Source organism: Pantoea sp. USHLN256 (genome assembly GCF_037149875.1).
Taxonomy (GTDB): Bacteria; Pseudomonadota; Gammaproteobacteria; order Enterobacterales; family Enterobacteriaceae; genus Pantoea; species Pantoea nemavictus.
The window spans coordinates 39,431-59,569 of the sequence record NZ_JBBCQO010000011.1 but is presented as its reverse complement, the minus strand read 5'-3'; the positions used below and the strand labels follow the sequence as shown (position 1 = coordinate 59,569).

Sequence of the window (20,139 nt, the reverse complement as noted above, 5' to 3'; positions counted from 1 at the left end):
AACCTGCTGCGCAGCGGGTTGAGTTTAGGAGCGCACATGCTGCTGGTTACCTGGGATAGCGTTCTGGTTACCGTTTCACTGATTGTGGCCTTCATCGCCGCTTTTACCGCTCTGGACAGTGCCGGACGCGTAGCCGTATCACGCGGCACGCTGGCAAAATTGTGGTTAGTCGGCGGCGGTACCGCCATGGGCATCGGCATCTGGGCGATGCACTTCATTGGCATGCTGGCGATGAAAATGCCGATGACCATGCGCTATGACATGCAGCTCACCGCCATCTCCCTACTGGTGGCGATTGTTGCCGCCATGTTTGCCTTTGCACAGGGCGTGCAGGGCAGCCATCTCACGCGCCGGCGTTTACTGCGCGGCACCCTCATCCTCGGCAGCGGCGTGATTGTCATGCACTACCTCGGCATGAACGCGCTAATGATTGAAACTCCCATTTACTGGAATATGCCGCTGGTGCTGCTGTCGGTGGTGATTGCCTATGCCGCGTCTGGCGCGGCATTGTGGCTGGCGTTCCATTTGCGTCAGGGCAAAAGCCTGCTGCTATTACGCGCCTGCGCGGCGCTGGTGATGGGCATTGCCGTTGCGGGCATGCACTACACCGGCATGGCGGCGGCAGAATTCAGCATGCCGGTTATGATGCAGCATCATGGCGCCAGTGAAGAGGGGCTGGCGGTGTGGGTCACTATAATTACGCTGACCATTCTGGGGCTGATGTTACTGATTTCGATGCTGGATGCGCAGCTGCGCGCGGCGCGTCTCGCGGCCAAACTCAAGCGCGCCAACAGTGAACTGCGCCAGCTGGCGCTGCACGATAATCTGACCGCGCTGCCGAACCGCGTGATGCTGGAACAAGAACTCACTGCGCAGATCAAACAGGCGACGCTGCAGGATGAGAACTTCGCGCTGATGTTTATGGATCTCGACGGCTTCAAGGCGGTTAACGATACCTGGGGCCATCACGTTGGCGACCGCTTGCTGATTGCGGTGGCCGAGCGCCTGCGTGTGGAGTTGAGCGAAGAGATTTTACTGGCGCGGTTGGGCGGCGACGAATTTGTGCTGCTGTGTCCGCAATGCTATCTCCATCAGGCGACACAACTGGCGCAGCGGCTGGTGCAGGTGATTGATGCGCCTTTCGATCTCGATCGTTATTCGCTGCGCGTGTCGCTCAGTATCGGCATTGTCATCTTCCCGCTGCACGGTCGCAGCCAGCAGGAGATGATGTTCAACGCCGATTCCGCCATGTATCACACCAAACACAGCGGGCGTAACGGCTGGTGCGTGTTTGAACCGGCGATGAGCGCGGTAGCTCAGCATCAGCTGGCGCTGGCCAACGATCTGTGGAACGCGCTGGAATATCAAGAAATGCGCCTGTTCTATCAGCCTAAATTCCGCGCGGGCGGCACGGTATTGATCGGCTTTGAAGCGCTGTTGCGCTGGCAGCATCCGCGTCGCGGCCTGCTGATGCCGGACACATTCCTGGCGCGAGCAGAGAAAACCGGGCAGATTGTCGCGCTGGGTAACTGGGTTATTAACGAAGCCTGCCGCCAGCTAAAACAGTGGCACGATGCCGGCAACGCTGACTGGACGGTGTCGGTTAATCTTTCGGCCCTGCAATTCCAACAGCGCGACCTGATCGATAGCGTGCGCCAGGCACTGCTGCACCATCAGATACCCGCCGGGACGTTGATGCTGGAGATCACCGAGAGCATCGCCATGCGCGATCCGCAATTTAGCCAGCAGCGCATTGCCGAATTGCATCGGCTGGGGGTAAAAGTGGCGATCGATAACTTTGGCATCGGCTACGCCAATCTGCTGCATCTGAAACATCTGGAAGCCAGCGAGCTGAAAATCGACCGGGCCTTTATCAATAGCCTGCGCGCCGGCAGCGAAGATGCCGCCGTGGTCAGCGCGATGTTATCGCTGGCGCAAACGCTCAACCTGCGCATGGTAGCCGAGGGCGTTGAGACCGAGGAGCAGCAGCGCTTGCTGACGGGATTAGGCTTCGATACCTTGCAGGGCTATCTGCTCGGTAAGCCAACACCGGCAGAGCGCATCGGCGAATTTACCGCTGCGCTTAATCTGCCGCTGGTGTTGCCGAATAGCGTCGTACCGCTGGCCAGGGCGTGATAAACCATTTTTCTTTTCTTCCGCATCGGAAGGTTTCATCGTTCATAGACTCAGATCGGCAGGTATTCTGCCGATAATTCCTACAATAAAACCAATAGATTCCTCACTTTTCACAACACCACAGCTGACTTAACCCGGCTTTAACTTGGGAAATCACTATGTTAGTGACTTCGTACGATTCGTTTACCGTCATCGTCTCCATCCTGGTGGCAATGCTGGCTTCGTTTACCGCGCTGGATATGGCGGGACGCGTGGCTTCCTCAACTGGCAAGGTGGCGCTGGTTTGGTTATTCGGCGGTGGATTCGCTATGGGCATCGGCGTCTGGGCGATGCACTTTATCGGCATGCTGTCGATGAGCCTCGATATGGTCATGAGCTACGACCCCACGCTCACCGTCGCCTCGATGGTGGTGGCGGTGCTAGCTTCGGTGTTTGCGCTGTGGCTGGTGTGCTCAACCCCGACGCTGCCATGGCGACGGCTGTGCGGCGGCGCGCTGGTGCTGGGCACCGGCGTGGTGGCCATGCACTACACCGGCATGGCGGCGCTGATGTTTTCGCCAGGTATCACCTGGAACTGGGGCTGGGTGGCGGCCTCGGTGGCCATCGCGCTGGTGGCTTCAGGTGCCGCATTATGGCTGGCGTTCAACCTGCGTGAAGGACACGGACGCGTTACCGTCCTGCGGCTGGGCGCATCGGTGGTGATGGGCTGTGCGATAGCCGGCATGCACTACACCGGCATGGTCGCGGCCAACTTCCCGATGCAGAGCCACGCGACGCACATGGGCGTGAACAGCAACTGGCTGGCGGTGGTGGTGACGGTGGTGACGCTGGCGATCCTCGGCATTACCTTGCTGGTATCGATGCTGGATGCCCGCCTGCAGGCTCGCACCTCAATCCTTGCCCACTCGCTAGCCGAAGCCAACCGCGAGCTGGCACAGCTGGCGCTGCACGATAATCTGACGCGCTTGCCCAACCGTATTCTGCTTGAAGATCGCCTGGAGCAAGCCATCAATAAAGCCAACCGTGAGAAATCACAGTTTGCGCTGATGTTTATGGATCTCGATGGCTTCAAGGCCGTCAACGACGCCTTTGGCCATCACGTCGGCGACAATCTGTTGATCGGCGTCACCGAACGCATGACCGACCAGATGAAAGGGCACTACACGCTGGCGCGCATGGGCGGCGACGAATTTGTCCTGCTGCTGGAAATTGACGATCCCAACGATGCGGCGGCGGTGGCAGATTCGCTGGTGAAAGCGGTAGATCGTCCTTTTGATATCTCGCGCTACGAGCTTGTGGTGTCGCTGAGTATTGGCATTGCGGTTTATCCGGGCGATGGCAAAGACGAGCGCGAACTGATGTTTAACGCCGATGCCGCCATGTATCACACCAAAAACAACGGTCGCAACGGTTACACCTTCTTCCAGCCGTCGATGAATATGCTGGCGCAGTCCCAGCTGCAGCTGAATAACGATCTGTGGCAAGCGCTGGATAACCATGAACTACGGCTGTTCTATCAGCCAAAATACTGCGCACCGCGCGGGCCGATCCTCGGTTTTGAAGCGCTGCTGCGCTGGCAGCATCCGACACGCGGTCTACTGGCGCCAGATACTTTCCTGCCGATGGCGGAAAAGACCGGCATGATTGTGAGTATCGGCAATTGGGTGATTAACGAAGCCTGTCGCCAGCTGCGTTCCTGGCATTTACAGGGGCATCCGCACTGGTCGGTAGCGGTCAACCTGTCGGCACTGCAGTTTGAGCAGAGCAACCTGGTTGAAACGGTGACCGATGCGCTGGCGCAGCACCAAATCCCGGCTGAGCTGCTGACGCTGGAAGTGACGGAAACCACCGCGATGCGCGATCCAGAGGAGAGCGTGCGTATTCTCACCGAGCTGACCAATATGGGCGTCAAGGCATCGATAGATGACTTCGGCACCGGCTACTCGAGCTTGCTGTATCTCAAGCGTTTACCGGCCAGCGAGCTGAAGATCGATCGCGCGTTTGTTAATGAACTGCAGGTGCATTCGGAAGACGCCACCATTGTGTCAGCGATAGTCGCGCTGGCGCAGTCGCTGCATCTTAAAGTGGTCGCTGAAGGGGTAGAGACGCAGGATCAGCAGGCGTTTCTGACGGGCCTGGGCTGCGATACGTTGCAGGGCTATTTGCTGGGTAAACCGGTGCCGCCGGATCGCATCAACGAGCTGCCGAATTTTTACGAGGAAGTACTAGAGCTGGAGCGCATGCCTTAGCCCGTAAGTTTTCCCCTTCTATTCATTCCCTCTCCCGCTTGCGGGAGAGGGTTAGGGTGAGGGAAACTAGCCGCCAAATCCTCTACATCGGAGTTCGGGTGGCGAAATATCAGCAGTTGGTCGAGCAGCTTCGCACGCAAATTGAGGCACGCATCTGGCCGCCAGGCGAAAAACTGCCGTCGCTACGCCAGCAGGCGGAGCAGAGCGGGCTCAGCCTGATGACGGTCATGCACGCCTACGAGGTGCTGGAGAGTCAGGGCTGGATCGTATCGAAACCGCAATCCGGCTACTACGTGGCGCCGCGCGCTGCCGAAAGTCGTCCCCGGCTGCCCACCCAGGAAATTGCCAAAACCGATCAGGCCGACACCAACAGCTTTGTGTTTGACGTGCTGCAAGCCACGCGCAATCCCGCCATTATGCCATTTGGCTCAGCTTTCCCAGATCCCGAGCTGTTCCCGCAGCGCCAGCTGATGCGCTCACTGGTGAAAGTCTCGCACAACCTTAAACCCACCGATGCGCTCAACAACCTGCCGCCGGGCAATGAAGAACTGCGCAAAATTCTGGCGCAGCGCTACGCGCAGCAGGGTATTACGCTGTCGCCGGATGACATTGTGATTACCAACGGCGCGATGGAAGCGCTCAACCTGAGCCTGCAAGCCGTCACCGAACCCGGCGATTGGGTGATCCTCGAGAATCCCTCGTTTTATGGCGCCCTGCAGGCGATTGAACGCCTCAAGCTGAACGCCATCGCCATTGCCAGCGATGTGGAACACGGCATGGATCTCGATGAGCTGGAGCAGGCGCTGCAGCGCTGGCCGGTAAAAGCCTGCTGGCTGATGACCAATCGGCAAAATCCGCTCGGCTTTACGCTCAGCGCCGAGCGCAAACAGCAGCTGGTGGCGTTGCTGGCGCGCTACAACGTAGCGATGATTGAGGATGATGTGTACGGCGATCTGTATGAGGGCCACGACAAGCCGCTGCCGGCCAAAGCCTTTGATCGTGACGGCAACGTGCTGCACTGCGGCAGTTTCTCTAAGAATCTGGTGGCGGGATTTCGCGTAGGTTGGGTGGCGGCCGGGCGTCATGCGCAGCGCGTACAGCGTATCCAGCTGATGAGCACGCTGTCGACCAGCGCGCCGATGCAGTTGGCCTTAGCCGATTTTCTCAGCACGCGCAGCTATGATGCGCATCTGAAAAAGCTGCGCCAGACGCTAGCGAAACGCAAACAGCTGGCGCAGCAGGCGCTGCGGCGGGTGCTGCCTGCTGATGCCAGCATCAGCGACACGCCGGGCGGTTATTTCCTGTGGATTGCGCTGCCTGCGCAGATCAATACCACTGAGCTTTATCATTTGGCGTTGCAGCAAGGGATCAGCATTGCCCCCGGCCAGCTGTTTTCCAGCAGCGAGGGCTTCAGTCACTGTTTCCGCTTTAACACCGCCTGGCCGTGGGATAGCCGTGCCGAAGCGGCCGTCGAAACGTTGGGCAAACTGATTGCCGGGCTAAACCGCTAAACCTGAGCCGCTTGCTGGTGGCCCCAGGTGAGGTAGTAGACATCGTAGAAATCCACTTCACCTTTCTGCTTCATCAGGCGATCGATGCCGCTGCGCACGCGATCGGGCGTTTGTGGGTTATCCAGAATCTTATCCAGCGCCTGCTGCGAAACCGGCTGCACGTAATACCACTCGCCGTTATAGCAAACGCGTAAATCCAGCGTATCGATATCTTCGAAGCGATATTTGGGATTGATATCCATCAGCATCAGCACGCTCATCACCACCACAAACACCGTGGCAAACCAGAAGGCCGGCCAGCCGAGCATGTCGGTGGAGAAGATCAGCGCCACGCACAGCGCGTAGCACAGGTACATTATGGCCCAGAGTCCCGGATGGGTTTTGAGGAAGGAAAAGCTAAAGCGCGGCAAGTTATCGCGCTGCCCCTCACGGTTCAGCGTGGCGATTTCGTCGAGCAGAATTTGTTTAATCGCGTCCATTGTTCACCTCTAATTATCACTGCCTGCCAGTAAAGCACATAACAGTGAAGCGAATTAGAGACAGATTTGCTGTGTTTTTTTATAACAGTTGGAATCTGCTACTCAAGTATGTCGTGAAAGCATTGAGCCAGGGAATTTTAGAGAACAGGATGCGCTTTTCAGGATGAAACACGATGCGACATCATGTGCAGCGCTGCCGCGAGCTGAGAAATAATATGACCTCAGCAGAGTGGAAGTTATGGTCTTTACTGCGTGCCCGACAATGTGGCGGAATGCGATTTCGCCGCCAATATGCCGTTGGTACCTACATATTAGATTTTGCTTGTATTGAAAAGCGGCTTGCGATTGAACTTGATGGCTCTCAGCACGCTGAAAATGTCAGATATGACAATAGACGCACCCATGAATTAAATAGACATGGCTGGCGAGTATTGAGATTTTGGAATAATGAGGTGCTGCTTGAGCCAGCGGCTGTTCACGCTGTGATTATGCTGGCTTTAAAGGGATAGTGCTGGCGGTCCCCCATCCCGGCCTTCCCCCACAAGTGGGGGAAGGAGACGCTGCCACATGCAGCTTCAGAACTAACACATAGCAGCATCTTCCTCCCACGAAAGTGGGGGAAGGAGACGCTGCCACATGCAGCTTCAGAGCTAACACATAGCAGCATCTTCCTCCCCCACAACTGGGGGAAGGAGACGCTGCCACATGCAGCTTAAGAACTAACATATAGCAGCATCTTCCTCCCACGAAAGTGGGGGAAGGAGACGCTGCCACATGCAGCTTAAGAACTAACACATAGCAGCATCTTCCTCCCCCACAACTGGGGGAAGGAGACGCTGCAACATGCAGCTTAAGAACTAACATATAGCAGCATCTTCCTCCCCCACTTGTGGGGGAGGACCGAGGAGGGGGACAGCCAGCACAGGCTGAAATGTCAGGCCGCAGAGGACCGAATCAAGAAACCTGCCCCACAATTTGCAAATTAGCGTCATCCGGTACTTCGTTATACGACAGCACGTTCAGCCCGTTGGCAAACAGTCGGGCATAGCGCGCAATCAGTGGACGCAGCTGCGGCGTTACCAACAGCACCTGGGTCAGATTCTGCGCTTTAAGCTGCTCCATCATCACCGGCAGCGTGCTCTGCAGCTGCGTCAGGATATTCGGATCGACCGGGAAGCTATCGAGCGCCACTTTGCCGGCCTGCTGCGCCTGGTTCAGCGCGGAGAGCAGCAGATTCTCCAGACTGTTCTCCAGCGTATAAGCCGACAACGGCTTGTTGTCCGGCGCAATCGCCGCCACCATCGCGCGCCGCAGCGCATAGCGCACATCGGAGGTCAGCAGAATCGGATCTTTGGTGATCGCTGAGCTCTCCAGCAGCGTAGTCGCAATGGTGGTGATATCCTTCAACGACACCTGATCGTTCAGCAGCAGACGATAAACCTTGAGCTGCAAACTGAAATTCACCGCGGCATTCACATCTTCCGATAGCTTGGGTGCCACGTTGCTTAGCCGCTGATGCAGCTGCGTGATGTCATCATAATTAAACAGCTCCGGCAGATGCTCGCGCACCACTTTATTCACATGCGTAGCCACGACGCTGGCGCAATCCACCACCTGATAACCCAGATTCAGCGCCTTGGCTTTCTGCTCCGGCAGGATCCAGGTCACCGCCATGCCGTAGGCGGGATCGGTGTCCAGCACGCCGTCGATCTCGCCGTACTGCTCCGGCGTGGGGATCGCCATCAGACGATCGGCGTGCACTTCGCCAACTGCGGTGCGCACACCATTGATCTTAATCGCGTACTGCGCCGGTTTGAGATGGAAATCCTCGCGCAGGGCGATTTCCGGCAGCAGCACGCCGCTGGTTTCAGACACCACCTGACGCACGCCGCGCATACGCAATGTCAGCGGCGCACCTTTGCCTTTATCCACCAGCGTCACCAGCTTGTAGCCGAGATTGAGGCCGATTGGCTCAACCATCGGGATATTGTCCCAGCCAATCGCCGGCTGCTCTTCCGGCTGCGCCAGCGCCTGATGGATGGCGTCCATATCGGCATGATCCTGCGTCGGCTTTTGCACATTACGGCCTTGACGCCAGGCAGCGAACAGCAGCAGAGCGGTAAAGATCAGGAACACCAAATGCGGCATGCCGGGCACGATCGCCAGCACAAACATCACGGCGGCGGCGGTGTAAAGCGTGTTGGGTTTCGCCAGCAGCTGCGATTTAATGTCATCGCCCATGTCCGCGCCATCGCTGATGCGCGTCACGATAATCGCCGCCGCCGTTGACAGCAGCAGCGAGGGAATCTGTGCTACTAAGCCGTCACCAATGGTCAGCAGCACATACTGCTCAAATGCTTGTCCCGCCGGTAATCCGTGCTTGAACACGCCAATCAAAATACCGCCAATCACGCTGATCAGCAGGATCATGATCCCGGCGATCGCATCCCCGCGCACGAACTTTGAGGCACCGTCCATCGCACCGTAGAAATCGGCTTCATTCGCCACGTCTTTGCGGCGGCTACCGGCCTGCTCCTGATTGATCAGGCCAGCATTGAGATCGGCATCGATCGCCATCTGTTTGCCGGGTAATGCATCAAGGGTAAAGCGGGCCGACACCTCAGAGATACGCTCGGCCCCTTTGGTCACCACCACAAAGTTGATCATCAAACGCGGCGGCAAGAAGGCGCACCACGCTCATCATGGCGGTGCGTGGAAAGTGGCGTTTGCCGACTTTACCCTGGCGATGATGGCGCTGTTTATGGTGCTGTGGATTATGGGCGCTGTGACCGAAGACGAGCGCAAAGAGATTGTGGCGCAGCTGAACGGCACGTCGGTGTTTGAGGGCTCCGGCTTCAATCCGTTTGACGTCGAGAAGTCCATGGGCTCAGCGGGATCGTCGATCATTGGCGAAACCCTCGCGGTTTCACCGCCGACGCAGAGTGCAACCGTTAGCGCTTCACCGGCGGACAACACGCTGGAGAGCGGCAGCAAGCCGCAGGAAGATTTGGACAGCGTATTATCGCGTTCTGATGCCGAACTGACGCTGTTACAGAGCCAGATCCAGCAGTTGATCAATAGCTATCACGCGCAAAATTATCTGATGCTGGAAACCCTGCCACAGGGCCTGCGCATCCTGATTCAGGACGATCAGGATCGCATGATGTTCCCGCGCGGGAGCGCGGTGTTAACGCCGTTCTTCCAGAAACTGCTGACGGAACTCGGTCCGGTATTTAACCGTATCGACAACAAAATCATGATCAGCGGTCATACCGATGCCGCGCAATACAGCGGTAACGCGGCTTACAACAACTGGAACCTGTCTGGCGATCGTGCGCTGGCGGCGCGCCGTGCGCTGGAGCGTGGCGGGCTGGAGAGTGCGCGCGTATTGCAAGTCAACGCCATGGCATCACGCATGCCGCGTGACAGAGAGGATCCAATGAGTGCACGCAACCGCCGCATCGAGATCCTGGTATTAACCGATGCAGCAGCCGAAACCCTGTTCCAATTTTATGGCCGCGAAGGGGAGAACGTCGTAAAACCCATCGCTGAACGCCTGCGATAACCTGTCAGTGCCTTTGAATCATCTTTGATTCGACCGGTGGCGAAATCCACCGGTTTTTTTTTGCCTGAAATCCATGCGCCTGCGGCCAGGTGCGCATAAATGTCACCCCGACAAAACCACTCGATCCCAGCGTCGGGGCGCCATTGATGGCGACCCGACAGGCGTTACAGCAATGATGATTCAGGGATAAGCATTGATGATGCAGCGCGGGTGTTGAGGCGACATCCCAGCCCGCTGAGCGAGTGAGGGATTCCAGGGCGAGCCGCAGGGATGCGGCGAGAGGCGGCGCTGAGCAGGAGCGAATCGCCGCCGGTCCGTCAGGAATCGTGAGGGAGCGAAGGCACCGCGTAGCGGCGGGATGGGCTGGCGCAGGGCCGGGGAGTGAAGAGGGCGTGGCCCAGACGCCCTCTTCTCGGTCGCCGCACGGCGTAGATGAAACTGCCTCAGCCGATGGCGAACGAAAGTCGCTCAGCGCTTAACTGATCGGCATTACGCCATTGATGGCGACCGAATTAACGCCGGCACATCATGTTAAATATGTTGCGCAGTAATTTGGCTTTAGTTAGCTAAATCATTCTTTTATGTGAATTTTGTCGGCGGGCGCACATTGCATTGTGGGTTGGGTAAGCCACAATTAAGCATCGTGTTTAACCGGAGAAAGAGTATGACTGCCAACCACTCCAGCCTGCTGTTACTGATGTCTTTCGCCGCCGGTACCTTTTCCGCGGGATCGTCCAGCAATCCGCAACATTTGATGCTGTCGCTGCCCTCCGGTGGCGTGCCCAATAGCCCGCTGCCGCTGATCATCTGGCCCGGCATCGTGCCGGATGAAGATGAAGCGGAAGATAGCGCCGCCTGGTTTGAAAAAACCTTTACCCGCAACGGCTGGCCCGCCGCCTGGCGTTCGCCGATCTTCCCGTACACCCATTATCATCCCAACACCCATGAAGTGTTAGGCGTAGCGGCCGGTTGGGCGGAGGTGCTGTTTGGCGGCGATAGCGGTCGCATGGTGACGCTGCGCGAAGGCGATGCGGTGCTGATTCCCGCTGGCGTCGGCCACAAGCAGGTGTTTGCCTCGGAGGATTTTTTCACCGTTGGCGCCTATCCTGAAGGAATGTCTCCGGAAACCGTGCGCGATGAGCCGTCGCGATTGCGTGCGTCGAAGGAGAAGATCCAGCAGGTTCCACTGCCGCAGCGCGATCCGTTTACCGGTGGCGAAGGCGCGATGACGGAGATTTGGCTGCCGATCGCGCAGCAGCTGATGCACCAGTAAAGTGCAATTTCGCCATTTCCAGCCGCGCGGCGCGTGTGCCATGCCGGGGCAAGCCTCTGGCACAGTTTGTGCAGGAGAGAGTGATGTCCTCTGACAAGCGCCGGGTAAATCATGAAAGAAAGCTACCAGATAGCACCGCACTTCTATGATGAGATGTTGCTGAGCGATGGCCAACACCGCGCTCACTACCAGCATTACTGGGAATGGTTACAACAGGCGGACAAAGATGCCGTGGCGCGCAAGCGCGAAGAGGCGGAACTGCTGTTTCATCGCGTCGGCATCACCTTCAACGTGTACGGTGACGACGGCGGGGCAGAGCGTTTAATTCCTTTCGATAGCGTGCCGCGCATTATTCCTGCTAGCGAGTGGGCGATGCTCGATCGCGGCATTCGTCAGCGCGTGCAGGCGCTCAACGCCTTTCTGCATGACATCTACCATCAGCAATTCATCCTCAAAGCGGGCATCGTACCCGCCGAGCAGGTGCTGGTGAACGATCAATATCAGCCCTGCATGCACGGCGTCGATCTGCATCGCAATATCTACGCGCACATTGTCGGCGTGGATATGGTGCGCAATAACGACGGCGAATATTATGTGCTGGAGGACAATCTGCGCACGCCATCTGGCGTCTCCTACATGCTGGAGAATCGTAAGATGATGATGCGCCTCTATCCGGAGCTGTTCGCCGAGCGCCACATCGCGCCGGTGGAACGCTATCCTTCTCATCTGCTGCAAACGCTGCGTGAAAGCTCGCCGGTCAACGATCCGGTGGTGGTGGTGCTCACGCCGGGCCGCTTTAACAGCGCCTACTTCGAACACAGTTTCCTCGCGCAGCAGATGGGCGTCGAGTTGGTGGAGAGCGCCGATCTGTTTGTTAAGGATGGCGCGGTGATGATGCGTACCACCGCGGGCCCGTGCAAAATTGATGTGATTTATCGCCGCGTCGATGACGCTTTCCTCGATCCGCTGGCGTTCCGTCCGGATTCGATGCTCGGCGTGCCGGGCCTGCTGTCAGTGTATCGATCCGGCAACGTGGTGCTGGCGAATGCCATCGGCACCGGCGTCGCTGATGATAAGTCGATCTATCCCTATGTGCCGGAGATGATCCGCTACTACCTCGACGAAGAGCCGATCCTGAATAACGTTCCTACCTGGCAGTGCCGCAAACCGCAGGATCTGACTTATGTGCTGGCCAACCTGGCGAAAATGGTGGTGAAAGAGGTGCACGGTGCGGGCGGCTACGGCATGTTGATTGGCCCGGTGGCGAGCCAGCAGGAGCTGAGTGATTTCCGCGATCGCCTCAAAGCGCGGCCGGAAAACTACATCGCCCAGGACACGCTGTCGCTCTCGACCTGCCCAACCTTTATTGATAACGGCCTCGCGCCGCGTCATATCGATCTGCGGCCGTTTGCCCTGTGTGGCGCGGATATCCGGCTGGTGCCTGGCGGCTTAACCCGCGTGGCGCTCAACGAAGGTTCGCTGGTGGTGAACTCGTCGCAGGGCGGCGGCACCAAGGACACGTGGGTTCTGGAGGATGACGCATCATGCTAAGCCGCACGGCCAGTGGCCTTTATTGGATGGCGCGCTATCTGGAGCGCGCAGAACAACTCGCTCGCGTGTTGGATGTCACCAACCGTTTGTCGTTAATGCCGGTACGCGGTAATCAGGGTGATGATCTGCTGCTGCCGCTCAACCTCACCGGCACGCGTGAACTGTTCGAAACCCTCAACGGTCGCTTCACTATGTCGCAGCTGTTCAACTTCTTCGCGCTTGACGATCGCAATCCGTGCAGCATTTTCAGTTGCTGGCAGGAGGCGTGGAACAACGCGCATGCGGTGCGCGGCAGTTTGTCATCGGAAGTGTGGGAGAGCATCAACTCGACCTGGATCGAGATGCGCAACACGCGGCGGCGCGGCATCACCAGCGCCAATGCCGATAGCTTTTTTGATTGGGTTAAAGAGCGCTCGCACCTGTTTCGCGGCGCGATGTTCGGCACCTTGCTACGCGGCGATGCCATGAGCTTTATCCGCATCGGCACATTAATGGAGCGCAGCGACGGCACCGCGCGTCTGTTGAGTGTCAATCAGCAACTGATGGAGCAGCAGTCGGATTCGGTACGTGAATATTATCGCCTCGACACCCTGCTGCGCGCGGTATCCGCCCGCGAAGCCTATAACGCCATATTCAAGCAGCAGCTGTTGCCGGATCTGGTGAATGAGATGCTGATCCTGCGCAGCGAAAGCCCGCGATCGCTGCACTCCTGCATTGATGAGATCGCTACGCAGCTGGAGCAGCTCGGCAGCAGCGGGGAAGATCGACCGCGCTATTTGATCACCGTGCTGCTGGCGGAGATGCGTTTCAGCACCTGGGAAAGCCTGACGCAGGAAGGGTTAACGCACTGGCTCACGGCTTTCCTGACGCGCCTCAACGCGCTGGCAGACAGCATCAATCACACCTATCTGGAGGCGAAATGAGACTGAACATCGAGCATAAAACCCGCTACGCCTATGAGCAGCAGGTGACACTCAGTACCCAGTATCTGCGCCTGACGCCGCAAAACTCGGTGCATCAACGGATTATCTCGTGGGATCTGGAGCTGCCGTGCGCAGCCACCTGCACGCAAGATGCCTATGGCAATGTGATGCATGTGCTGACGCTGGATACGCCGCATCAGCAGCTCGATATCGCGGCGCGTGGCGTGGTGGAGATTCTTGATGCCGGCGAATGGGCACCCGATCCGGAATGCGCCTTGTCGCCGCTGGTGTTTCTGCGCGCCACGCCGCTGACCCAGCCCGATGGCGAAATCCGCGAGTTTGCTCAGCGCTACTGGCGGCCGGAAAAGCCGCTGGCCAGCCTGGAAAAATTGATGGATGAACTGCTGCTGAAGATGCCGTATCGTCCCGGCAGCACCCAGGTGAGTGATAACGCGGCGAAAGTATTTGCTGCCGGCAGCGGCGTTTGCCAGGATCACAGTCACGTGTTTCTCGCCTGCTGTCGCAGCCTGGGGATTCCGGCGCGCTATGTCAGCGGCTATCTCTATACTGAAAACGTGGAGCACGTCGCCACTCATGCCTGGGTTGAAGCCTGGCTGGATGGCAGTTGGCACAGCTTTGATATCACCAATAATACCCGTAGCACGCGCCAGCATTTGCGGCTGGCAGTCGGCGTGGATTATCTCGATGCGTGTCCGGTGCGCGGTATGCGACTGGGCGGCGGCGGTGAAGATATGCTGGCGGTGGCTGCGGTGCTGCAGGTGCACGGGCAGCAGTAATTCTCTTGGCAGGCTTAACTATGACTTATTGTGTGGCAATGCGTTTATCGTCAGGGATGATTTTTGTTTCCGATTCACGTACCAACGCGGGCGTTGATCATATTTCCTCGTTCCGTAAATTGCATGTGTTTCAGGTGGATGATGAGCGCACGCTGGTGCTGCAAAGCGCTGGCAATCTGGCGACCACGCAGAGCGTGCTGAGCCTGCTGCGACGTAACAACGGCGATAGCGATCAGCCCAATCTGCTGAATGGGCGATCGCTGTATGACATTGCGCTGATGGTGGGTGAAACGCTGCGTGATGTGATTAAGCGCGATGGCGAGGAGTTTGGCGGCACGCTGTTGCTGGGCGGCCAGATTCGCGGCGAGGAGCCACGTCTGTTTCAGATCTACCCGCAGGGCAACTTCATTGAGGCGAGCGTCGATACGCCCTATTTCCAGATTGGTGAGAGCAAATACGGTAAACCGATTATTGATCGCGTGTTGCGCTACGAAACGCCCTTAAGCCAGGCGATGCAGTGCGCGCTGATTTCGATGGACTCTACGCTGGCGAGTAATATTTCCGTTGGCCTGCCGCTGGATGTGATGGTGTATCGCAGCGACAGTTTTAGCGACAGCGAGCAATATCACATCACCGAACAGCATCCCTACTATTCGCAGATTCGCCAGCTGTGGAGTAAAGGTTTGCTAAGCGTGTTTTCGCAGTTGCCCCCGTTGAAGTTGTAACCAGGTCGCCATGAATGGCGACCCTACGTATCAGTCAACGATGATGAGATAAGAAAACGTGTTACCGCGCAATTAAATCAGCGCATTGAGTTTGGCGGTCATATTAATTCCGCTAATCCCTTTTAATCCTAATTTGCGCAGGATTTTTATTTTATAAGTGCTGACGGTTTTACTGCTCAGCTGTAATTGCGAAGCGATCTCTTTATTACTCATCCCCGAAGCCAGTTTAACTAACACCACCAATTCGCGTCGCGTCAGGCTCATCAATTTCTCGCTCTCGATCAATTCTCCGGCATCCGCGGCGGCATGGGTCACCGGATAAAAACGATTACCGCGCTCGACTTCTTTTATGGCGGTAATGAGCGTGTCTAATTCCCCCCGTTTGTAGACATAACCCTCAACGCCTAATTGCAGGCAACATCGTTGATAAAAAAGACTTTCTGAGGCGGTAAATATGATGATTTTCTGTTCAGGAAGCGCGCGTTTAATATCGGCAATCAGCGGAATGCCGGCGCGGCCGGGCATGGTGAGATCGAGTAGCAGGACGTCTGGACGCAGCTGGTGCAGCTCGGTAATCAGCATATCTCCTTTCTGCGCAATGCCAACAATTGCATAGTGATATGAGTCTAAAAGTGCCTGGATACCCGCACAAATTAACGGATGGTCATCAACAATAAATACCGAATGAATCATATGTGTAGCCCAGAAAAAAAAGAAAAAACCCAAGGGTGAAAAACACCCATAAAAAAAACACAACCAGAGGTGTGACCAGATTAATTCACGGGGCTTAACAATAAGATTTAAGCTCTGTCTTGAATTTGGGAATTTAAGATCAATTGATCGATTTTATGTGCGAGAACAAAGCACGTTGCTTTTTTTTCCGCCGTAACAGGACGCGAGTCATAAATCTGAAAACAAGCCGTTTTAACGTCGAGGCGATAAACCGCTGCGCATAAAAGGTGAATGATGTTTTCAGTTGATCAGCTTCTCGATAGTTACTGGCCAGGTCATCAGGCGGCGAACTGGCAAAAAAGCGCGCTGAAATGGGCGGTTCGCGAGCATGAATTCCAGGCATTTGCCGCGCGTTATCGCCACCTCAAAGACGTGGACATGGTGGAGCAAGTGCTGGATCACCTGGATGTGCGCTGCGAACTGAGCGAGCGTGATTTAGAGCAGATCCCCACGCGCGGGCCAGTGGTGATTGTGGCGAATCATCCGCTCGGTGCGTTGGATGGATTGGCGCTGCTGGCGGCGGTTTCACAGGTGCGGCGCGATGTGAAAATCGTGGCTAACCGCATGTTGATGATGCTGGAGCCGATCAACAACATGATGCTGCCGGTGGATAACATGGGCAACCGCACCAACCGCGAGCAGCTCACGCGCATGCAGCAGCATCTTGATAATCAGGGCGTGCTGATTATCTTCCCGGCGGGCGAAGTGTCGCGCCTCTCCAGCCGTGGCGTGCGCGATCGTCACTGGCATCACAGCTTCCTGCGCCTCGCGGCCCGCGCCCGTGCGCCGATTGTGCCGGTGCACGTGGTGGGCCGTAACAGCCTGGCGTTCTACGCGGCGGCCAAAATCGCCTCGCCGCTGGCGCTGTTAATGCTGGTACGCGAGATGTTCCGCCAGCGCGGGTCACGCATCAAACTGCATATCGGCGAGCAGATCCCGTTTGCCAACTGGCACGATGGCCACACGCCGGGCAAAGAGCTGGCGAAGCGGCTGCGCAAACATCTCTACCGGATTGGTCAGGGCCGTCGCGGCCTGTTCCAGACCGAAGCGGCGATTGCGCGTCCCGAAGATCGCGCCGAACTGAAAAAAGCGCTCATGGAGAGCGAGCGTCTGGGCACGCTGCCTGATGGCAAACAGATCTATCTGTGGCGGCGCAACGGCGCCAGCTGGGTACCGCTGCTGCGTGAACTGGGACGTTTGCGCGAAGTCGCGTTCCGCGCGGTGGGCGAGGGCAGCGGTCGCCGTCGCGATCTTGATAAATACGATGATGATTACTATCACCTGATTCTGTGGGATGACGATGCGCTGGAGATCGTCGGTGCTTATCGCTTTATTCCGGGTGCCGAACAGCTGGCGCGCCGTGGGCTGGAGGGGATTTACAGCGACAGCCTGTTCCACTACGACGCGCGCATGTTGCCGATCATTAATCAGGGATTGGAGCTGGGGCGCAGTTTTATTCAGCCCGCTTATTGGGGCAAACGCGGCCTCGATTATCTGTGGATGGGCATCGGTGCCTACATCGCCCGCTATCCGGAAACCCGCTATCTGTTTGGTCCGGTCTCGATTTCCGGCGGTATGCCGCTGGCGGCACGCGATCTGCTGGTGGCGTTTTATCGCCTCTACTTCCCCACCGAGCTGCCGCTGGCCACCTCACGCCGTCCCTATCCGGCATCGCTGCCAGAAGTGCTGGCCCAGTTCACCGGCGATAACTACAGCGAAGATTTGCGGCGTCTCAAACATCTGCTGGCCAATCTCGGTACTGCCATTCCTACGCTCTACAAACAGTACTCCGAGGTGTGCGAACCGGGCGGCGTGCAGTTTATCGATTTCGGCAGCGATCCCGATTTCAATAATTGCATCGATGGCCTGGTGCTGGTGGATCTCACCCGCGTGAAGCCCGCGCGCTATGAGCGCTATATCGGGATGCATCTGTGAATCGGCTTGCAGCACGCACTTCCTCATTGCGGCGCGATTTATCGCGCTCTGTACACTCCGCTCTCCTGGAGAACGCGCAATAAATTGCGCCGCTACAACCTGGGCGGACAATGATGTCACGGCGCTGTCATCTGAATGTCGTAGGGTCTTAGCCGGACTGTCAGAGAAAGGCCGCAAACATGGCGTCAATCACACTGCGCGGGCTGTGCAAATCCTTTGCGGCGCAGCCGGTATTGCAAGACATCTCGCTGCAGATTGCGCAGGGAGAATTTATCGCCGTATTGGGCCCGTCGGGCTGCGGCAAGACCACGCTGCTGCGCCTGCTGGCCGGTTTCGAAACCGCCGATGGCGGCGAAATCCACGTTGGCGATCGCTGCTTTGCCGCACCGAGCGTGCATCTGCCGCCGGAAGATCGTCAGCTTGGCGTGGTGTTCCAGAGCTACGCGCTGTGACCGCATATGACGGTGGCGGAGAATGTCTCCTACAGCCTGAAGGTGAACGGCGTAGCACGTGCTGAGCGCGAGCGCCGCACCCAGCAGGCGCTGGAGCTGGTGGGATTAGAACACTTCGCGGCACGTCGCCCCGCCGATCTCTCCGGCGGACAGCGTCAGCGCGTGGCACTCGCCCGTTGTTTGGTGGCGCAGCCGACGCTGGTGCTGCTCGATGAGCCGCTGGCGAACCTCGATGTCCATCTGCGTGCCACCATGGAAGAGGAGTTCCGCCGCTTCCATCACCACAGTCACGCCACCCTGCTTTACATCACCCACGATCAGCATGAAGCGATGGCGCTGGCCGATCGCATTGTGGTGATGGATGGCGGACGCGTAATGCAGTTCGCCACGCCGCAAACGCTGTGGCGCGAGCCGGCGAATGCCATGGTCGCGCGCTTTATTGATGACGGCAAAGTTCTGCCCATCAGCGATATTGAACCGCTCGGCGAGGGCCGCGCCTTTGCCACGCTGTTTGGGGTGCGCATGGCGTTACGCTGTGCGTCACATCAGCGTCCGCAGCCGCAGGCGCAGGCCAGTTTCCACGCGGTGGATTTTCGTCTGGCACAGCCCGGCGAGCCGCAATTTGCCGCTCGCGTAGAGCGGGTGATCTATCGCGGCGGCCATCACCAGCTCAACGTCACGCCGCTGGCTGCACCCGAATCCCGCCTCACGCTGCTGCTGGCCGATCAATCTTTACCCGCTGTCGACGCGACCCTCGGTGTGGCGCTACGCGACGGCTGGATTCTTCCTTCTTAACCTTCTTCTACTCAGGGACATGCGATGCGTACTACCTTCAACGTTTTGATGTTAGCCAGCGGTTTACTGGTGTCTGCCGTCACTCATGCCGAACCGGCGCCAGCGGGCAAGCTGGTGGTCTACACCTCGCAGGCGCCGGAGATTGCGCAGCAAACCATGGATGCATTCAAGGCCGCCTATCCCAATGTGCAGGTGGAGTGGACGCGCAACGGCACCACGCAGTTGATGAACGTGCTGCGTACCGAAATGCTGAGCGGCCAGGCCAAACCGGATGTGCTGCTGATTGCCGATGCCATTAACCTTGGCGCGCTGAAAAATGAGAACCAGCTCTACACCTACAGCGATGCGCCGCTCAGCCACATCAATCCGTCGTTCTACGACCAGGACAAGACCTTCTTTGGCACCAAAATTATCGCCACGGTGATTGCGTATAACACCCAGCTCGCGCAGCCGGTTGACAGCTGGAGTGCGTTGGCGGTCGAAGCCAATAAAGGCCAGATCGCGGTGCCAAGCCCGCTGTACTCCGGCGCGGCGCTCTACAAGCTGCACACCGATATCAACACGCCGTCAATTGGCTGGAGCTTCTATAAAAAGCTGGCGGCGCTGGGTGTTGCGCCGCAGGGCGGCAACGGTCCGGCGCTGAAGGCGGTGGCCAGCGGGCTGGATAAATACGGCATCATCACCGACGCCGACGTGATTCTGGCGAAGAAAAAGGGCTCGCCGGTTGATCTGGTTTATCCGCAAGAGGGCGTCTCCTACGTCACCGAACCGGTAGCGATCATGAAATCGGTGCATAACCTGCCTGCCGCCAAAGCGTTCGTGAACTTTTTGCTGTCCGAGCCGGGCCAGAAACTCGTGGTTGAGCAGGGCAACCGTCCGGTTGACGATCGCATCGCGGCGCCGGAAGGTTTCACGCCCATCAACAAAATTAAGCTGCTGTCGCCGGACGTAGCGCAAGCGATTAAAGAAGACGCCGCAGTGCGCGACCAGTTTACCGCGCTGTTTGGCGGCTAATC

At 57.6% G+C, this 20,139-nt stretch carries 14 protein-coding genes and 2 pseudogenes; 13 read left to right on the top strand and 3 right to left on the bottom strand.

What is annotated here, in order from left to right; all coding sequences use genetic code 11:
- Positions 1–36 precede the first annotated feature (36 nt).
- The 3 genes from WFL93_RS20450 to WFL93_RS20440 all read left to right on the top strand — a co-directional run bounded on the left by WFL93_RS20450 (position 37) and on the right by WFL93_RS20440 (position 5,896).
- Complete coding sequence (locus tag WFL93_RS20450) at positions 37–2,136, top strand: putative bifunctional diguanylate cyclase/phosphodiesterase (RefSeq protein ID WP_336778921.1); 2,100 nt, start codon at positions 37–39, stop codon at positions 2,134–2,136.
- 158 nt (positions 2,137–2,294) lie between these two features.
- Positions 2,295–4,385 carry a putative bifunctional diguanylate cyclase/phosphodiesterase gene (locus WFL93_RS20445; RefSeq protein ID WP_336778920.1) on the top strand — a complete coding sequence of 697 codons (2,091 nt, stop codon included), beginning with the start codon at positions 2,295–2,297 and terminating at the stop codon, positions 4,383–4,385.
- A 98-nt stretch (positions 4,386–4,483) separates the two neighbouring features.
- Entirely contained in the window at positions 4,484–5,896 is a 1,413-nt protein-coding gene (locus WFL93_RS20440) for an aminotransferase-like domain-containing protein (protein ID WP_049850644.1), read from the top strand.
- Here the strand turns inward: WFL93_RS20440 and WFL93_RS20435 are convergent.
- Entirely contained in the window at positions 5,893–6,375 is a 483-nt protein-coding gene (locus tag WFL93_RS20435; protein WP_009128093.1) for a YlaC family protein, read from the bottom strand. The two genes, WFL93_RS20440 and WFL93_RS20435, sit on opposite strands and share 4 nt — an antisense overlap.
- 173 nt (positions 6,376–6,548) lie before the next feature.
- Here WFL93_RS20435 and WFL93_RS20430 point away from each other — a divergent pair, with 173 nt between their 5' ends.
- Entirely contained in the window at positions 6,549–6,884 is a 336-nt protein-coding gene (locus tag WFL93_RS20430; RefSeq protein WP_336778919.1) for an endonuclease domain-containing protein, read from the top strand.
- A 445-nt stretch (positions 6,885–7,329) separates the two neighbouring features.
- Here the strand turns inward: WFL93_RS20430 and WFL93_RS20425 are convergent.
- Positions 7,330–9,045: pseudogene (locus WFL93_RS20425) on the bottom strand (flagellar biosynthesis protein FlhA); the annotation flags it as partial.
- Here WFL93_RS20425 and WFL93_RS20420 point away from each other — a divergent pair.
- The 6 genes from WFL93_RS20420 to WFL93_RS20395 all read left to right on the top strand — a co-directional run bounded on the left by WFL93_RS20420 (position 9,035) and on the right by WFL93_RS20395 (position 15,209).
- Positions 9,035–9,940 carry a flagellar motor protein MotB gene (locus tag WFL93_RS20420; RefSeq protein ID WP_235440712.1) on the top strand — a complete coding sequence of 302 codons (906 nt, stop codon included), beginning with the start codon at positions 9,035–9,037 and terminating at the stop codon, positions 9,938–9,940. The pseudogene WFL93_RS20425 and the gene WFL93_RS20420 overlap by 11 nt on opposite strands.
- Positions 9,941–10,604: 664 nt before the next feature.
- A complete protein-coding gene (locus tag WFL93_RS20415) occupies positions 10,605–11,213 on the top strand; it encodes a cupin domain-containing protein (RefSeq protein ID WP_007891882.1) in 609 nt (202 codons plus the stop codon).
- A gap of 111 nt (positions 11,214–11,324) precedes the next feature.
- Positions 11,325–12,764, top strand: a complete 1,440-nt coding sequence (locus WFL93_RS20410) for a circularly permuted type 2 ATP-grasp protein (RefSeq protein WP_007891881.1) — start codon at positions 11,325–11,327, stop codon at positions 12,762–12,764.
- Positions 12,758–13,687 carry an alpha-E domain-containing protein gene (locus tag WFL93_RS20405; RefSeq protein WP_007891880.1) on the top strand — a complete coding sequence of 310 codons (930 nt, stop codon included), beginning with the start codon at positions 12,758–12,760 and terminating at the stop codon, positions 13,685–13,687. Before WFL93_RS20410 ends, WFL93_RS20405 begins: the two co-directional genes overlap by 7 nt.
- Entirely contained in the window at positions 13,684–14,484 is an 801-nt protein-coding gene (locus tag WFL93_RS20400) for a transglutaminase family protein (RefSeq protein WP_007891879.1), read from the top strand. The genes WFL93_RS20405 and WFL93_RS20400 overlap by 4 nt, the downstream gene beginning before the upstream one ends.
- A gap of 20 nt (positions 14,485–14,504) precedes the next feature.
- The gene (locus tag WFL93_RS20395; RefSeq protein WP_336778918.1) at positions 14,505–15,209 is read left to right on the top strand and encodes a proteasome-type protease; all 705 of its coding nucleotides are present in this window, start codon (positions 14,505–14,507) and stop codon (positions 15,207–15,209) included.
- 72 nt (positions 15,210–15,281) lie between these two features.
- Here WFL93_RS20395 and WFL93_RS20390 read toward each other — a convergent pair whose 3' ends face one another.
- Positions 15,282–15,965: a response regulator gene (locus WFL93_RS20390; protein WP_235440713.1), complete on the bottom strand. Its 684-nt coding sequence runs from the start codon at positions 15,963–15,965 to the stop codon at positions 15,282–15,284.
- Positions 15,966–16,175: 210 nt separating this feature from the next.
- Here WFL93_RS20390 and WFL93_RS20385 point away from each other — a divergent pair, with 210 nt between their 5' ends.
- The 3 genes and pseudogenes from WFL93_RS20385 to WFL93_RS20375 all read left to right on the top strand — a co-directional run bounded on the left by WFL93_RS20385 (position 16,176) and on the right by WFL93_RS20375 (position 20,137).
- The gene (locus WFL93_RS20385; RefSeq protein WP_336778956.1) at positions 16,176–17,876 is read left to right on the top strand and encodes a lysophospholipid acyltransferase family protein; all 1,701 of its coding nucleotides are present in this window, start codon (positions 16,176–16,178) and stop codon (positions 17,874–17,876) included.
- Positions 17,877–18,055: 179 nt separating this feature from the next.
- Positions 18,056–19,123 (top strand): annotated as a pseudogene (locus tag WFL93_RS20380) (ABC transporter ATP-binding protein).
- A 24-nt stretch (positions 19,124–19,147) separates the two neighbouring features.
- Entirely contained in the window at positions 19,148–20,137 is a 990-nt protein-coding gene (locus tag WFL93_RS20375) for an ABC transporter substrate-binding protein (protein WP_180822473.1), read from the top strand.
- Positions 20,138–20,139: the final 2 nt, after the last annotated feature.

Coding starts and splice junctions, on each gene's coding strand:
- WFL93_RS20450 (WP_336778921.1), top strand. CDS start 37: ATGCTGCTGGTTACCTGGGATAGCGTTCTGGTTACCGTTTCACTGATT.
- WFL93_RS20445 (WP_336778920.1), top strand. CDS start 2,295: ATGTTAGTGACTTCGTACGATTCGTTTACCGTCATCGTCTCCATCCTG.
- WFL93_RS20435 (WP_009128093.1), bottom strand. CDS start 6,375: ATGGACGCGATTAAACAAATTCTGCTCGACGAAATCGCCACGCTGAAC.
- WFL93_RS20430 (WP_336778919.1), top strand. CDS start 6,549: ATGCGACATCATGTGCAGCGCTGCCGCGAGCTGAGAAATAATATGACC.
- WFL93_RS20415 (WP_007891882.1), top strand. CDS start 10,605: ATGACTGCCAACCACTCCAGCCTGCTGTTACTGATGTCTTTCGCCGCC.
- WFL93_RS20410 (WP_007891881.1), top strand. CDS start 11,325: ATGAAAGAAAGCTACCAGATAGCACCGCACTTCTATGATGAGATGTTG.
- WFL93_RS20405 (WP_007891880.1), top strand. CDS start 12,758: ATGCTAAGCCGCACGGCCAGTGGCCTTTATTGGATGGCGCGCTATCTG.
- WFL93_RS20400 (WP_007891879.1), top strand. CDS start 13,684: ATGAGACTGAACATCGAGCATAAAACCCGCTACGCCTATGAGCAGCAG.
- WFL93_RS20395 (WP_336778918.1), top strand. CDS start 14,505: ATGACTTATTGTGTGGCAATGCGTTTATCGTCAGGGATGATTTTTGTT.
- WFL93_RS20385 (WP_336778956.1), top strand. CDS start 16,176: ATGTTTTCAGTTGATCAGCTTCTCGATAGTTACTGGCCAGGTCATCAG.
- WFL93_RS20375 (WP_180822473.1), top strand. CDS start 19,148: ATGCGTACTACCTTCAACGTTTTGATGTTAGCCAGCGGTTTACTGGTG.